Here is a 15,480-nt window from a genome sequence, read left to right as displayed (position 1 = left end):
TAAATTGAATAAATTAATAATATTTCAGTATGGAGGTGATTATGAGTCATACTTGGACATTTCAGCGTGTTGGTGGTTTAGATCAAGTCGTTTTAAAAAATGCCAATGACATTATCAATTTGCCCAATTTAGATCCAAAATTATGGGTCGCACTAAGTTGCCCGACTACTGGTTTAGATTTTGATCAAAGAACATTAGAGTTATTAGATTCTGATAAAGATGGACGCATCCGTATTCCTGATATTTTAGATGCGATTAGTTGGGTAAAAGATAAAATCGTCTCTTTCGATACTATTATTCAATCATCCGAAACTTTGTCGTTATCACAAATTGATGATTCAACCGAGCAAGGTAAAAAATTATTAGTTACAGCGCATAGTATTTTGGCCAATTTAAATAAAAGCCAAGCCGATTATTTGACTCAAGATGATGTCCAACAATCACTAAAAATTAATGCCAGCAAGCTCTACAATGGTGATTTGATTTTTCCACCTTCTGCTGAGTTATCGCCTGAAATGCAAAGCTTTATCCAAACAGCCATTAAGACTACTGGCGGGCAAAAAGATATGAGTGGGCAAGATGGGATAAATCTGGAAATAGCCCAAACCTTTGTTAAAAATCTAAAAAGTTGGCAAGCGTGGCAAACTAATATCAGCAATACCCAAACACCTTTTGGGGAAAATCGCTCAGAAATATGGAAATTAGTCCAAGAGCTCAAACCCAAAATTGATGATTATTTTCTTCGTGTTGAATTAGCTCAATATGCGCCTCAAGCACAAACGGCATTAAATGTTGATGAGAAATATATTGTCCCTTCTCAAAATGGATTACTTTCAGATGAAGCGCTTTCTGAACTGCCTTTATCTAAGATTGATACTAATAATTCATTGGATCTCGTTAATGGACTTAATCCACTTTGGAAAAGTAAAATCACTCGATTTAGGGCTTTAGTGGCTTCTCACTTATCCGATCCAAATCATTTAACACAACAAGAGTGGCAAAATATTCAAACTAGTCTTGATGCATACGCGACATTAATTAGTTCTAAACCCGATATAGAGCAGTTAAGTGTTGCAACTAAACCAACGGCGAGTATTGAGGATATTCCTGCCGATCAGATCACTCATTTTATCAATGATAATTTATTAGATGAATTTGAGAAAATGGTCGAACAAGATAATAAAACGCCTATTTCAGCTTCGGATGTTTTTGTGTTAGAAAAGTTAGTACTTTTTCAAAAACATCTTTATCGTTTATTGATTAACTTTGCTTCATTTGCCGAGTTCTTCTCACTTGACCATTATGCCGCTTTTCAATTAGGCAAGCTTTATATTGATGGTCGCTGTGCTACGCTTTGTGTTGCCGTTGAAAACATCGCTAAACATTCAACAATGGCAAATTATTCAGAGCTATGTTTGCTGTATTGTGAATGTACAAGGCTAGGTCAAAAACAGACGATTGTCGCTGCCATAACCGCCGGACAAGGTGATTTATTAATGGAAGGCCGTAATGGGGTGTTTATTGATAATGCTGGTAATGATTGGGATGCTAATGTGGTCAAAATGATTAGTAAGCCAATTAGTATTCAACAAGCAATTTGGGCACCTTATCAACGTATTGGTCGATTAATCACGGAACAGATTAATAAATGGGCAAGCAATAAAGACGCAGATATTGAAAAGACCAGTACCCAAGCTGTGCAAAATCCAGAAAATAAATTTGATATTGGTAAGAGTGTTGGCATATTTGCTGCGATTGGCTTAGCAATAGGCGCGATTGGTACTGCACTTGCTACTATTTTTCAGGCTATTTTTTCTCTTTCTTGGTGGCAATTTCCATTGGTGATTTTAGGTTTATTCTTAATTATATCTGGGCCATCAGTCATTTTAGCTTGGTTAAAATTAAGAAGAAGAACACTAGGTCCATTGCTCGAAGCTTCAGGTTGGGCAATCAATGGGCAAGTAAAAATCAATTTACTCCTTGGTGGGCTACTGACCAGTAAGGCCGAATTACCAGCCAATGCTAAACGAAACTTAAGTGATCCTTTAAGAAAACGTAATAAAAAAGCACGGATAATATTTTGGTCAGCTATCTTAGTTGGTGTATTACTTGTTGGCAGTGCAGTATGGTTTAAAGATGATATTGCCAATTATGTTAAGCAGCAGCAACAAATGACTCAAAAAACAACTCAAAACTAATATTTTATAATAATTTCGCCGACATAACGTCGGCGAGAATATTAATGTTGATAAACAGGTAATCGATGACAAATTGCCAAAACTTTTTGTTTAACTGCTTGAATCGCTTGTTCATCATCAATGTTATCTAATACATCACAAATCCAGTTGGCTAATTCACGAGATTCTTCTTCTTTAAAACCTCGACGAGTTATGGCTGGTGTACCAATTCGAACGCCAGATGTCACAAATGGACTTTGTGGATCATTAGGTACGCTATTTTTATTGACGGTGATATTAGCACTACCTAAAGCGGCATCAGCCTCTTTACCGGTTATCTTTTTATCAACCAAATCAATTAAGAATAAGTGATTTTTTGTTTCGCCAGACACGACTTTGTAGCCACGTTTGATAATTACATCAACCATCGCCTGAGCATTTTTAACAACTTGTTTTTGATATTCTTGATATGCTGGTTCCATCGCCTCTTTTAATGCAACTGCTTTGGCAGCAATGACATGCATTAATGGACCACCCTGTGCGCCAGGGAATACAGCTGAATTTAATTTTTTATAAAGTTCTTCACTGCCACCTTTGGCCAAAATAAGTCCACCACGAGGTCCGCCAAGCGTTTTGTGCGTTGTGGTTGTCACTACATGTGCAAATGGGACAGGATTTGGATAAACCCCTGCTGCTACTAAGCCGGCCACGTGTGCCATGTCTACAAATAAGAAAGCGCCTACACTATCAGCAATCTCACGCATACGCTTCCAATCAACCACGCCTGAGTAAGCTGAAAAACCACCGATGATCATTTTCGGTTTTGACTCTAAGGCCGTTTTCGCTAATTGGTCATAATCAATATGTCCAGTTTCGTCAACGCCATAAGCAACCACATTATAGAGTTTACCGGAAAAACTAACTGGTGAACCATGAGTTAAATGACCACCTTGCGACAAATTCATACCTAACACAGTATCGCCTGGTTTTAACAATGCCATATAAACGGCAAAATTCGCTTGCGATCCTGAATGTGGTTGTACATTGGCATAATCTGCACCAAATAACGCTTTGGCTCGTTCAATCGCTAATTGCTCAACAATATCAACATATTCACAACCGCCATAATAACGCTTACCTGGGTAGCCTTCCGCATATTTGTTAGTTAATTGAGTACCCTGTGCCTGCATCACTCTTGGACTGGTATAGTTTTCGGAGGCAATTAATTCGAGATGATCTTCTTGACGTTGCTCTTCACCCTTAATGGCGTCCCATAATTCCTTATCATAATCGGCAATAGTCATTTCTTTACTAAACATATTGACTCCTTGTTTTTGGATTACATTGACTTTTTGACTTAATTATTGTTTTCAAGTATGGAAAACAGCATAACGAATATCCTTACTTAATCAGCCAACGATTTCAATCCTTTTTTTGAATTATAAAAAATATTTATAGTAAAGCAGAAGATCGCAATTATTGTTTTTTAGCCAGTTAATAAAAAATCAAACGACTTGTAAAAGTATCAGGACTAGACAAAAAAACGCTTTTTTTTTAATTAAATTTTTTGAATAATATTGGAAATTTGTCTTACCGAGTCTATTAACGCTATGAAAACGATTTGCCGCATAATAAGTTTTATTATTTGTATTTTATTCAGTCAGATAGCTACTGCCTCTTTCCAAAATCTCTGTTTGCTAACCGGGACATTATTAGAAGATCCACAACACGGTATTTTTTCTATTGGCGAAGGCGAACAGGAACATGAAAAAAGTGTATTTGATATCAAGGTGTTAATTACCAAATCGGAAAAGAGGGGGCGCGCAGATCATGGTTGTTTTTTACCCAATGATAAACCTTACGAGTTAGAAGTAGGATTAGAAAAAGCCTTTCAATTACGCAATTATAAAAAAGGTGATCAGGTCGAATTAATACAATATGAAAGAGATATCCAAGATTGGAAAGATGATAGTAAGGTAGAAACTGAAACATCTTATTTTCTAGGTACAGAAAAATAAAAAGATTAGATTACTCGTATAATTTTCTCAGTATTAAGCTTTGAAAATATTGCGATTCTAAAAATCATCAATAAAACTTATTACGGCATAATATGTTACACCATAGTGTTCGTTTCAAAACATCTTAAAGAAAAGCCGACTAAAGTTACGTCAATTGTATATAAAAATTTATCATCGGTTGAATTTAACTCATTCGCTTCGTAAAATAGGCAAAATTTTATTTTTGGCTGATTATGCAACTTCATTTAGTGGTCAATACGTTTGGTGCTGACCTGCAACGCCGTTATGGCGAAAAAATCTATAAACTCACCTTACATGGCGGTTTTAGCTGTCCTAATCGGGACGGAACTATCGGTGTAGGCGGTTGCACCTTTTGTAATGTCGCATCGATTATCGATGAGTCGATTCAAGTCAAAACCATTTCACAGCAACTTGCCCAACAGGCGCATCAGATGAAAAAATCTAAGCGCTATCTTGCTTATTTTCAGGCTTATACCAGTACTTATGCCGAAGTCGAAATACTCAAAAATATGTATGAAGAAGCACTTAATAATGCCGATATTGTTGGACTTTGTGTTGGTACTCGCCCTGATTGTGTGCCGGATGAAGCGCTCGATTTACTTGCCAGTTATCATGCTAAAGGCTTTGAAGTTTGGCTGGAGCTTGGCTTACAAACCGCTCATGATAAAACCTTACACAGTATTAATCGTGGACATACGTTCAATGTTTATCACCAAACCGTTCAAAAGGCGCGTAGACTTGGTATAAAAGTTTGTACTCACTTAATTATTGGTCTACCTAAAGAAACTAAGCAAGATAATTTAATTACGCTAGATAGTGTTTTAAATAGCGGTGTTGATGGTTTAAAACTACATCCACTACATATTGTAGAAGGTAGTATTATGGCTAAAGCATGGCGTGCGGGTCGGCTTGATGTATTGTCCTTAGAGCAGTATGTCGATATTGCTGGTGATATTATTCGGCAAACCCCTGCCAATATTTTATACCACCGTATCTCCGCCAATGCCCGCAAACCCACCCTACTTGCCCCTGATTGGTGCGAAAACCATTGGCAATCGATGAATGCGGTTGATAATAATTTACGCCAATTTGGTGCGCAAGGTAGTGCAATTAATGAAACTTATCGCTTTGAGTTATAATATTGCTATAGCTTAACTTTGCTATCAATCATTTAGTTGCAACTTGCTATAATTTTAATTATCTAAAAAGTGTAGATAAAACAGGATTCAATCATAGTAGATAAGGATTGACTTTGATAAGTGTTAAAACCATTCAAAGTCAATCGATGTCTGAATCAAAAAATCAAGTTAACCTTTTGTTGAAGTAACGATTTATTGATTGCCTCTATTTTTGTCGCTCTTTATCCACTTTTTAAAAACATTGACAGGTAATTTTGTTATAGCAAACCCACACAACATAATGATTGTACAAATGATGAAGTTAGTTGAAATGATTTTATGCTCATAAATCGATGAAATAAAAATAGCAACGACCGGGAAAATAATAAAAATAAATGACAATACTACTGGGCTCATTCGTTTTAATAAAAAGAAATAAGCAATAAAGCCAAATACGGATGCAAAAATACCGAGATAAATTAATGCTAACCAGCTATTTAACGAGATAGTTTGAAAATTATTTTCTTCAAAAGTAAAACTCAACAAACAAAGTGCGATACCCGCAACGCCTATCGGTAGAGTATTGAAGGTAAATACATTTATACCTTCGCCAGCTTTTTTGGAGTAAACATATAAAAAACCATGCATCAATGCCGCTAACAGTATGGATATTACGCCCCAAAAATCGCTATAGGAAAGAATAAAACCTTCAGAGATTAAAATGTACATCAAACATAAAAATCCCACTGTAATACCTATTACCTGATTTATATATATTTTATCTTTTAAGATTATCTTAGCGAAAATAATTGAAAAAATCGGCATGGTGCTAAATAACAATGAGGTTAAACCTGACGATACATATTGTTCACCAAAACTAATTAAATAATAAGGAATGGTAAAATAAAATAACGTTAATAGTAGAAAAAAATGGAATGATTTTCGAGGAAACAGTATTGGTGATTTAGCAATAATTGTAATTAATACTAAAAAAGGAAATGCGATAACAAAGCGCAGACCTGCGGCTAACAAAGGGTTAACAGTTTCAACGGCAATTTTTATTCCAATCCATGTCGTTCCCCATGTGAAGCACACAACGAGAAAGAGAAATAAAATAACATATTTGTTATTAAAAAAAATGTCCTTATTCATACTAATCTTCTCTTATCCATTAATAAAAACTAAGTTTGCTAATATAATATAAAATATAGGTTTTTGTAAGCTTATAAAAAATATTGTTAGATTCTCTTCAGAAAAATAGTTTTAGCTATGAATTTACTTTGATATAAAGTGCTTTGAACATGTCTAAAACAATCATTTATTTTTTAGTTCTTTTAATATTGTTAATAAGAAATGAAAAGATAATTATTTGCGATTCTAACCGTTAAAATCGCTTTTAGATTCTATTTAGTTTTTACTATTTCACTCTTAAATACTGGAATTTATAAATAGTCTTAACAATCCTTGTAGGCAAAATCAAGCTTTGCGCATCAATCAAGAGTGAGTATATAATATTCCTTTCTGACTTGAGGCAATCTAGATGCAACTAGCTTTTTGTATTTATAAATATTACCCTTTTGGCGGGTTACAACGTGATTTCTTGCAAATTGCTACCGCTTGCCAAGCTCGTGGACATCAGATCCGTGTTTATGTATTGGACTGGCAAGGTGATAAGCCAGCTGGGATTGATATTATTATCGTGCCCCAAAAAGGATTCTCTAACCATAGCCGAAATCAAGCCTATTATCATTGGGTGAAGGCTCACATACAAGCTAATCCAGTAAACTGTGTGGTGGGTTTTAATAAAATGCCTGATTTGGATGTCTATTTTGCTGGAGATACTTGTTTTGCTGAAAAAGTCGCTCATAAAGGCTTTTTTTATAGATTATCGAAACGTTGCAAGCACTATTTAGCATTTGAAAATTCAGTATTTTCGCGAAGTTCACAAACTAAAATCATGGTGCTAACTAAGCAACAAATTCAAGATTTTAAGAATCACTATCATACCCAAGATGAGCGATTTTTTTTATTACCGCCAGGGATTGCTTTAGATCGAAAATATTGTGCTGATAGCCCCAAAAAACGTGAACAATTTCGACAAGCTAATCAAATTAGCTTAGATGATTTTGTAATTGTGCAAATTGGGTCAGATTTTAAACGTAAGGGGGTTGACCGTTCTTTGAGAGCTATTGCAGCTTTACCCGATGCGCTTAGGCAGAAAGTTAGCTATCTGGTCGTAGGACAGGATAATCCTGAACCTTATCAGAAGTTAGCCGATGACTTAGGCATTAGTAAACAAGTGCGTTTTTTCTCCGGTCGTAATGATATTCCTGATTTTCTATTTTCAGCTGATCTCTTGTTACATCCGGCAAGGCAAGAAGCCGCAGGCATGGTATTGATTGAAGCTTTAGCGGCTGGGGTACCGGTGATTGTGTCGGGTATTTCTGGGTATGCTTATCATATCAGCCAAGCTAATGCCGGCATTGTGCTGCCAGAACCTTATGATCAAAGCACATTGAATCAAGCGTTAGAACGGTCTATTAGTGATAAGGAGCAATGGGGTAATTGGCATAATCATGCGATTGCTTATGGTGATAGTGAAGATTTATATCATCTAGCACAACGCGCAGCAGACATTATTTTAGGATGTCGTTATGAATGAAATCAAACTAAAATCACCCTTTAAAGAGTTATGGTTAGGTAAAGATCCATTCACTGAAGTTGAATTAATTTCAGGTAAAGTTTATCGTGCGGTTAAACAAAGAAAAACCCTTAATTTTGAGTTGGATGGTGAATCTTATTTTATTAAAATTCATCGTGGCAGCACGGTTAAAGAGATTGTAAAAAACCTTATTTCTTTACGTTTGCCAGTTCTAGATGCTAAACAAGAGTGGGATGCAATTCATCGTTTAGAGCAAGTTGGTGTTAATACGATGGATGGGCGCGCTTTTGGGCGCAAGGGATTAAATCCGCTTACTCGGCATTCGTTTATTATTACTAAAGATCTTAATCCAACCATTAGTTTAGAGGATTTTACTCGACCATGGTTAAACAATCCACCTAGCTATCATTTAAAACGTTCGTTAACTATTTATTTAGCTAATATGACCGCTAAAATGCACGGCGCGGGTGTCAATCACCGTGATTGTTATTTGTGTCATTTTTTGTTGGATTTACCGTTATATGAAAATAGTGAAGAAATAAAACTTTCTGTAATTGATCTTCATCGAGCACAAACACGTGATAAAGTCCCGACGCGTTGGCGTGATAAAGATTTAATTGGACTTTATTTTTCATCAATTAATATTGGGCTAACTCAGCGAGATATTTGGCGTTTTTTAAGAACCTATTTTAATAAACCCATTAAAGCTATTGTACGTGATGAGCATAAGTTAATTGATAGTGCTAAGCGTAAAGCTGAGCGCATTGCGAAACGAACTGAAAAGTACCAACTTTAACCATAAGGATATGTCATGTTTATTGAACAAATTGATATCAAAGGGTTTAGAGGAATTAAGCAACTTTCGTTAAAACTTAACGCTAAATCAAGCGTTCTAATTGGTGAAAATCAATGGGGGAAATCAAGTTTACTTAGTGCGTTAAAGTTGCTAACTCTAGATAATAAGTTTTATCAGTTTGTCGATTCAGATTTCTATTATGATAATGATAATGATGGTAATCATATCTCAATAAATGTTGTCTATTGTGAATCCTATCCAAAGCAATTAAATGAACAAGCTTATCAACCTTTGCAAGCCGTTAGCTATAGCTCGCAGTTAGATAATTTATATCGAATTACTTACCAAATGAGTGCTCAAAAAAGTGGTGATAGTATTATCACTGAGCATCATTTGTTAAATGAGCACGGACAGTTGTTAAAATTAGATGATTCTAAGTTATTAATTGCTATTTTAATTAATTTGAATCCAGTGATGCCGCTTAAAAATTCGATTAATGCTAAAGATTTACCTGTTACTAATCAACCTTTATCACAACACTTTATTGACCAGCTTTCCGAACAGTTAAAAGCCCACTCAGAGCAATTGAGCCAAGCTGAACTTAATCGAGGGTTACAAGCTGCTCGTTCATTATTAGAATACTATTTTGTTGATTATCAACAACGTTCTAATTATAAAAAAATGGCGCAAAAAAATAGTCCAAAAATAGAAGATTGGAATTCTCTTGAGCGCATCAATAATATTTTGGATGATTTGGATAATGATTATTTACGTACTGCCCTTTTAGGTATATTTGGTTCTATTGTTAATGCTAAGGGTGATAATCCACTATCACACAGCTCAGTCCCTATTTTAATTTTGGAAGAGCCAGAAAGTCAGCTACATCCAATTATTTTATCGGTTGGCTTTCGATTATTGAAAAATTTACCCGCTCAAAAAATTATTACCTCTAATTCAAGTGATTTGGTGTCGTTATTTCCTTTGGAGAGTATTTATCGATTAATCCGACTTCCAGATCAAATTGTCACTAAGTACATTTCACCTCATTCATTGAGTGTTGCCGATAGTCGACGTATTTTGTTCCATGTCCTTTATCGACGCCCTACAGCCCTATTTGCCCGTTGTTGGTTACTGGTTGAGGGTGAAACTGAAGTGTGGTTATTAAGAGAGCTCGCAGAACAAAGTGGTTATCACTTAAGTTCGGAAGGAATTCAATTGTTAGAATTTGCGCAATGTGGTTTAAAACCATTAATCCATTATGCAAATAAAATGGGCATTCGTTGGTACGTGATTACTGATGGTGATATGGCAGGTAAAAAATATGCCGAAACCGTGCAATCACAATGTGCTCCAGGTGAAAATCTAAACGATTATATTACTGTATTACCCGCGCGTGATATTGAAAACTTTTTATTCAAACATGGCTTTAGTCATGTCTATAAATTAGCTGCTTATAATACCGTTGCTCATATTGATATGTCGGTACCCAAAATTATTCAAAAGGCGATCCACAAAAGTTCAAAACCGGATTTGGCTATTGCAGTGTGTGATGATGCTAAAGCTCGAGGTATTACAGCAATTCCAAGATTATTAACCGATACTTTTGCTAAGTTGGTTAAGACATCTAAATCCTTGCTTTAAATTTTTATTGATTAGAGATTGATAAATCCGCCGATAACTTTCGGCGGAATAATTTATGAAGTTATTTTGTAATTCGTTTATATTTGGCTCGTTTAGGTTCAAGTGCCTCCGCGCCTAAAGTCCGTTTTTTCCACTCTTCATATTCGGTAAAGTTACCTTCAAAGAACTCAACATGCCCTTCGTCTTGGTAATCGAGAATATGAGTTGCAATGCGGTCTAAGAACCAACGGTCATGCGAAATGACTAATGCACAGCCCGGAAACTCTAATAACGCATTTTCAAGCGCACGTAAGGTTTCGACATCAAGGTCATTGGTTGGCTCATCGAGCAATAGTACATTACCTCCAACTTGTAATAACTTAGCTAAATGCACCCGACCACGTTCACCACCAGACAATTCACCAACTCGTTTTTGCTGATCAACGCCTTTAAAATTAAAGCGACCAACATAAGCACGGCTTGGGATTTCGAAGTTACCAATACGCATGATGTCTTGTCCATTTGAAATTTCATCCCAAACAGTCTTATTATCATCCATACTGTCACGGAATTGATCGACAGAGGCAAGTTGTACGGTATCACCTAATGTGATAGTTCCTGAATCTGGTTGTTCTTTACCCGATAGCATTCTAAATAGCGTCGATTTACCCGCACCATTTGGACCAATGATCCCAACAATCGCCCCTTTAGGAATACTAAATGAGAGATTATCGATTAATACTCGATCGCCATATGATTTAGTTAAATTAGCGACTTCAATGACTTTATCACCTAAACGTTGCCCTGGCGGAATAAAGAGTTCATTGGTCTCATTACGTTTTTGGTAATCGTTGCTATTAAGCTCTTCAAAACGGGCTAAACGGGCTTTGCTTTTTGCTTGGCGCCCTTTCGGATTTTGACGCACCCATTCAAGCTCTTTTTCAATCGATTTACGGCGAGCGGATTCAGTTGCCGCTTCTTGCGCTAGTCGCTGATCTTTCTGTTCAAGCCAAGAAGAGTAATTACCTTCCCATGGAATACCTTCACCACGGTCTAGCTCTAAAATCCAACCAGCAACATTGTCTAAGAAATAACGGTCATGGGTTACGGCGACCACAGTGCCTTCATAGTCATGTAAAAAGCGTTCTAACCATGCGACAGATTCAGCATCTAAATGGTTGGTCGGTTCGTCAATTAATAACATGTCTGGTTTTTCCAGCAATAACTGACAAATCGCCACTCGACGGCGTTCACCACCCGATAAATTTTCGATTTTTGCATCCCAATCAGGCAAGCGTAGCGCATCGGCAGCTCGTTCTAATTGATTATCCAGATTATGCGCATCTTGCGATTGTATAATGGCTTCAAGTTCGGCTTGTTCTTTGGCTAATTTGTCAAAATCAGCATCTGGATCAGCATAAGCCGCATAAACTTCATCTAAACGAGCCAATGCTTTTTTGGCATCACCAACGGCTTGTTCAATTGCTTCACGTACAGTTTGTTTAGGATCAAGTTTAGGTTCTTGCGGTAAATAACCTATTTTTATGTCCGGCTGTGGACGAGCTTCACCTTCAATTTCGGTATCCACTCCTGCCATAATTCGTAGTAATGTCGATTTACCTGCCCCATTTAAGCCAAGAACACCAATTTTGGCACCGGGGAAAAAACTTAATGAGATATCTTTTAAAATATAACGTTTAGGAGGAACAATCTTCCCAACACGATTCATGGTATAAACATATTGCGCCATAAAACATCATCCGTTTGTTAAATTAATCATAGCCAAGTTAATTTTACTTGCTATAAAAGTCATGCCGTATATTGTAACGATTCTGTCAATGGGGTCTAGGGTTATTTGTCGAATTGATTAGATTTATTCACTGTCGGTTTTGTTTTTTACATACAATTTACTCAGTTTTATATATAATCAATTAAATTGACAGTATTAGTGATAAAGACCATTTTAGGAGCAAGGATGAGTAATATCACCGTTAATTGCCACATTGATCGACAATATTTAGTTGATACTTATTACGCACTGCTAGATTGTTTAGATAATGATTTTGCAGAACAATTAGATGATTCGATTGCTGATAATATGCGTAATTTTACCTTCACCTTCGATAATGAAAAAATAGTACAGCTAAATAGAGATAAAAACGAAGTCAGTACTTTCTATTACTCTGATTTGTATCAAATAAAAGAAACCACAACTGGATTATTTTTTTTTAGTAATAAGATTATTTTTGAATTTGTTCGTTATGATCTTTTTCAACCGGATGAGTTACTGCTGCTAAAAGATTATCTGGCTCCTTATTTAAACAAAAACCAACAACCCGAAATAGCAACGGTAAATTATCAATTTGACTATCAAAAAGTATATGCTTTTATTTGTTATCAATTTCGAAATTCAAGAAAAAGGATGTTTATTTTATCTACTATCCTTTTATTTTTGAGTTTGTTGCTATTTCCAAAAAATCCTACTTTATCAGTACTAATTTTCATACTGCCTATTTTATTACTTACCTTATTTTTGGCTAATTTTAAAAAACAATCAAAAAAGCAGGTTTTAACATTGAATGAACGCTTTGGCAGTATGACCTGTATTTTTTATGATGATCATCTAACATTCAATTACAAAAAAACAGTTGGATCTTTTAATATTAACTATGCTGAATTTCATAAAATAGATAAAACATCAAAAGGTTATGTGTTTTTCATACAAGAGAGTTCGGGGTATTACTTTTTTTATAACGAGTTTAGTTTAGAACAACAACAAGCGCTGGAAGAGAAACTGAAACACTATAAAAATTATTCAGTGAAATAAAAACATACCTTTTTTACTCATCCCACCTAATACGAGGTGGGATGTTAATCAGATTATAAAAAGGTGAAGATTTGATCTTTCGGCAGACGTGATTTTGGACGATGCGCATTACCATCATCTTGAGCACGATAACCTAACGTGGCAACCACAATGCTTTTCAATCCTTTGCTTTTAAGATCTAAAATTTCATCCATTTTAGCAGAATCGTAACCCTCTATTGCGGTAGAATCAACACCAATTGCTGCAGCAGCAAAAAGCAATTGCCCTAATGCAATATAGGCTTGTTTACCTTCCCAGCACTGTTGTGATTCAGGTGTTTTGCTATTTAAATTTACAAAATAACGTCGTCCCTGATCTTGAGACGCCTTTAATTCCGCCGAAGGCAAACGACCGTCTTTCTCTTCTTGATTAAGGAGATTAACTAAATGGGCTTCATCCAACGGAGTTTTAATACAAAAAACAATAGTATGTGATGAGCCGGTGACACGTGGTTGATTAAAATCAGCTATTGCCGGCAAAATTTTATTTTTGGCCGCTTCATTATCAATAACATAAAAATGCCACGGTTGAGAGTTGACCGATGACGGACTGTTTCTTAAAACAGTTAATAACTGCTCAATCTTATCTTGGGGAATCTTTTTCGTTTTGTCATAATGTTTGGTGGTATAACGTTTTTGTGAAATTTCGACAATATTCATAATGGCTCCAATAATTGATAATTAATTCTGAAATAGCGTTACTTGTGTAAAACTATTTTTTAGAGCAAAAAATGATACATAAATAATGAACATTCTTATTTTTGAAATGATTATTTTGGATCTATTGAAAAGTACTTATCAGGCACCTTATCGCTTATGCCCTTAAACTCCTACCATTTTGCATACTATTAAACTATTTTTCAATTTATTTCTTGGCGTTCATGTTTGATGAACCATTAATAATCAGTGATGGATATAGAAATTGATTTACTTTCAAAAAAATATAATCCGTTGGTTATGCCGAGTTAATCCTTAATTTGATAAATAGAAAATAATTTTTCCAAAAATGTGACCGGTATCAAATAATTTATTATTCGATTAATCTTATAATTGAAAAAAATTGATTCATTTTTTTTGAATCAATAAGTTACCAGTAACATTGGAGGATTTTATTGAATGGAAAATTTAAAAACAGCTATTGTTGGTTGTGGAAAAGTAGGACATTTTCACGCAAAAGCATTAATGAATTTAAAACAATCTAATTTTATTGCTGTTTGTGATCAGAACTTATCACGAGCTCAAGAATTTGCTAAACAGTATGGTGTTAAAGCCTATGATAATGTTGAGCAAATGATTTTAAATGAAGGGATTGAGATGTTGAGTATTTGTACTCCTCACCCTATCCATGCATCGGTCGCCATAACTGCAACAAGTTTAGGATGCCATATTCTTGTCGAAAAACCTTTAGCATCAAATTTGGCCGATTCTCATGCAATATTATCTGCTGCCAAAAACGGAAAAGCTAAAGTCGGAACCGTATGTCAACGTCGTTTTTATAGACCATGTTTAAGAATAAAAAAAGCAATTGATGAAGGAAAAATCGGAAAACCAATCATCGGAACAGTAACAATGTTAGGTTGGCGTGATAAAGCTTACTACGAAAGTGATCCTTGGAGAGGAACATGGAAAGGTGAAGGTGGAGGCGTTTTAGTCAATCAAGCTCCTCATCAACTGGATTTACTTTTATGGTACATGGGTGAAGTAGAAGAGGTTTATGGATTATGGAGTAACTTAAATCATCCTTATATCGAAGTCGAAGATACAGCCGTTGCAATTATTAAATTCAAGAATGGTGGTATAGGTAATGTGTTAGTAAGTAATTCTCAAAATCCTGCGCTATATGGAAAAGTACATATCCATGGTGAAAATGGGGCTTCTATTGGCGTACAAACTGATGGAGGTGCAATGTTTATTGCTGGTGTATCTTCAATTACTGAGCCCCCATATAATGATTTATGGACAATTCAAGGTGAGGAAGATCTGTTACAAACATGGAAAAAAGAAGATTGTGATTTTTTTAATAGTGTTGATTCCATGTACTATTATCATCAACTTCAAATTGAAGATTTTCTCAATTCAATAATAAACGATACACCTCCTTTAATTGATGGGCTTGCTGGTTTAAAAACTGTTGAGTTGATTGAAGCAATTTATCGAAGTACACAAAGCAATAAAGTTGTGAAGTTTCCTTTAGATTAGGAGT

Annotated in this window: 12 protein-coding genes; 8 read left to right on the top strand and 4 right to left on the bottom strand. The window is 35.4% G+C overall.

What is annotated here, in order from left to right; translation table 11 throughout:
* Positions 1–41: 41 nt before the first annotated feature.
* Complete coding sequence (locus J3U23_RS01165; RefSeq protein ID WP_267338228.1) at positions 42–2,198, top strand: hypothetical protein; 2,157 nt, start codon at positions 42–44, stop codon at positions 2,196–2,198.
* A 41-nt stretch (positions 2,199–2,239) separates the two neighbouring features.
* Here the strand turns inward: J3U23_RS01165 and glyA are convergent, their stop codons facing one another.
* A complete protein-coding gene (glyA, locus tag J3U23_RS01160; protein ID WP_065562266.1) occupies positions 2,240–3,496 on the bottom strand; it encodes a serine hydroxymethyltransferase in 1,257 nt (418 codons plus the stop codon).
* A 291-nt stretch (positions 3,497–3,787) separates the two neighbouring features.
* On the opposite strand from glyA, the gene J3U23_RS01155 reads away from it, so the two are divergent.
* Together J3U23_RS01155 and J3U23_RS01150 are read left to right on the top strand one after the other, a co-directional pair.
* Positions 3,788–4,195: a DUF1218 domain-containing protein gene (locus J3U23_RS01155; RefSeq protein WP_065734244.1), complete on the top strand. Its 408-nt coding sequence runs from the start codon at positions 3,788–3,790 to the stop codon at positions 4,193–4,195.
* A gap of 233 nt (positions 4,196–4,428) precedes the next feature.
* Positions 4,429–5,355, top strand: coding sequence for a TIGR01212 family radical SAM protein (locus tag J3U23_RS01150; protein ID WP_267338227.1), 927 nt, complete (start codon positions 4,429–4,431; stop codon positions 5,353–5,355).
* Between the two features lie 192 nt (positions 5,356–5,547).
* Here the strand turns inward: J3U23_RS01150 and J3U23_RS01145 are convergent, their stop codons facing one another.
* Positions 5,548–6,486 carry a DMT family transporter gene (locus J3U23_RS01145; protein ID WP_267338226.1) on the bottom strand — a complete coding sequence of 313 codons (939 nt, stop codon included), beginning with the start codon at positions 6,484–6,486 and terminating at the stop codon, positions 5,548–5,550.
* Positions 6,487–6,874: 388 nt separating this feature from the next.
* Between J3U23_RS01145 and J3U23_RS01140 the strand changes: the two genes are divergently transcribed.
* The 3 genes from J3U23_RS01140 to J3U23_RS01130 are packed head-to-tail and all read left to right on the top strand — an operon-like array spanning position 6,875 to position 10,433.
* Positions 6,875–7,996 carry a glycosyltransferase family 4 protein gene (locus J3U23_RS01140; RefSeq protein WP_267338225.1) on the top strand — a complete coding sequence of 374 codons (1,122 nt, stop codon included), beginning with the start codon at positions 6,875–6,877 and terminating at the stop codon, positions 7,994–7,996.
* A complete protein-coding gene (gene rfaP / locus J3U23_RS01135; RefSeq protein WP_267338224.1) occupies positions 7,989–8,792 on the top strand; it encodes a lipopolysaccharide core heptose(I) kinase RfaP in 804 nt (267 codons plus the stop codon). Before J3U23_RS01140 ends, rfaP begins: the two co-directional genes overlap by 8 nt.
* A 15-nt stretch (positions 8,793–8,807) precedes the next feature.
* Positions 8,808–10,433, top strand: coding sequence for a DUF2813 domain-containing protein (locus J3U23_RS01130; RefSeq protein ID WP_267338223.1), 1,626 nt, complete (start codon positions 8,808–8,810; stop codon positions 10,431–10,433).
* Positions 10,434–10,494: 61 nt separating this feature from the next.
* Here the strand turns inward: J3U23_RS01130 and ettA are convergent, their stop codons facing one another.
* Positions 10,495–12,162, bottom strand: a complete 1,668-nt coding sequence (gene ettA / locus J3U23_RS01125) for an energy-dependent translational throttle protein EttA (protein WP_065562273.1) — start codon at positions 12,160–12,162, stop codon at positions 10,495–10,497.
* A gap of 225 nt (positions 12,163–12,387) precedes the next feature.
* Between ettA and J3U23_RS01120 the strand changes: the two genes are divergently transcribed.
* The gene (locus J3U23_RS01120) at positions 12,388–13,239 is read left to right on the top strand and encodes a YcxB family protein (RefSeq protein ID WP_065734239.1); all 852 of its coding nucleotides are present in this window, start codon (positions 12,388–12,390) and stop codon (positions 13,237–13,239) included.
* 53 nt (positions 13,240–13,292) lie between these two features.
* Here J3U23_RS01120 and nfsB read toward each other — a convergent pair whose 3' ends face one another.
* Positions 13,293–13,937, bottom strand: coding sequence for an oxygen-insensitive NAD(P)H nitroreductase (gene nfsB / locus J3U23_RS01115; RefSeq protein WP_065562275.1), 645 nt, complete (start codon positions 13,935–13,937; stop codon positions 13,293–13,295).
* A 456-nt stretch (positions 13,938–14,393) separates the two neighbouring features.
* Here nfsB and J3U23_RS01110 point away from each other — a divergent pair, with 456 nt between their 5' ends.
* On the top strand, positions 14,394–15,476 hold the full coding sequence (locus J3U23_RS01110) for a Gfo/Idh/MocA family protein (protein ID WP_065734238.1): 1,083 nt from the start codon (positions 14,394–14,396) through the stop codon (positions 15,474–15,476).
* Positions 15,477–15,480: the final 4 nt, after the last annotated feature.

Origin of the sequence: Gilliamella sp. B3367, from assembly GCF_026536825.1 — a bacterium.
Taxonomy (GTDB): Bacteria; Pseudomonadota; Gammaproteobacteria; order Enterobacterales; family Orbaceae; genus Gilliamella; species Gilliamella apicola_E.
This window is presented reverse-complemented; position numbering and strand designations above follow the sequence as displayed.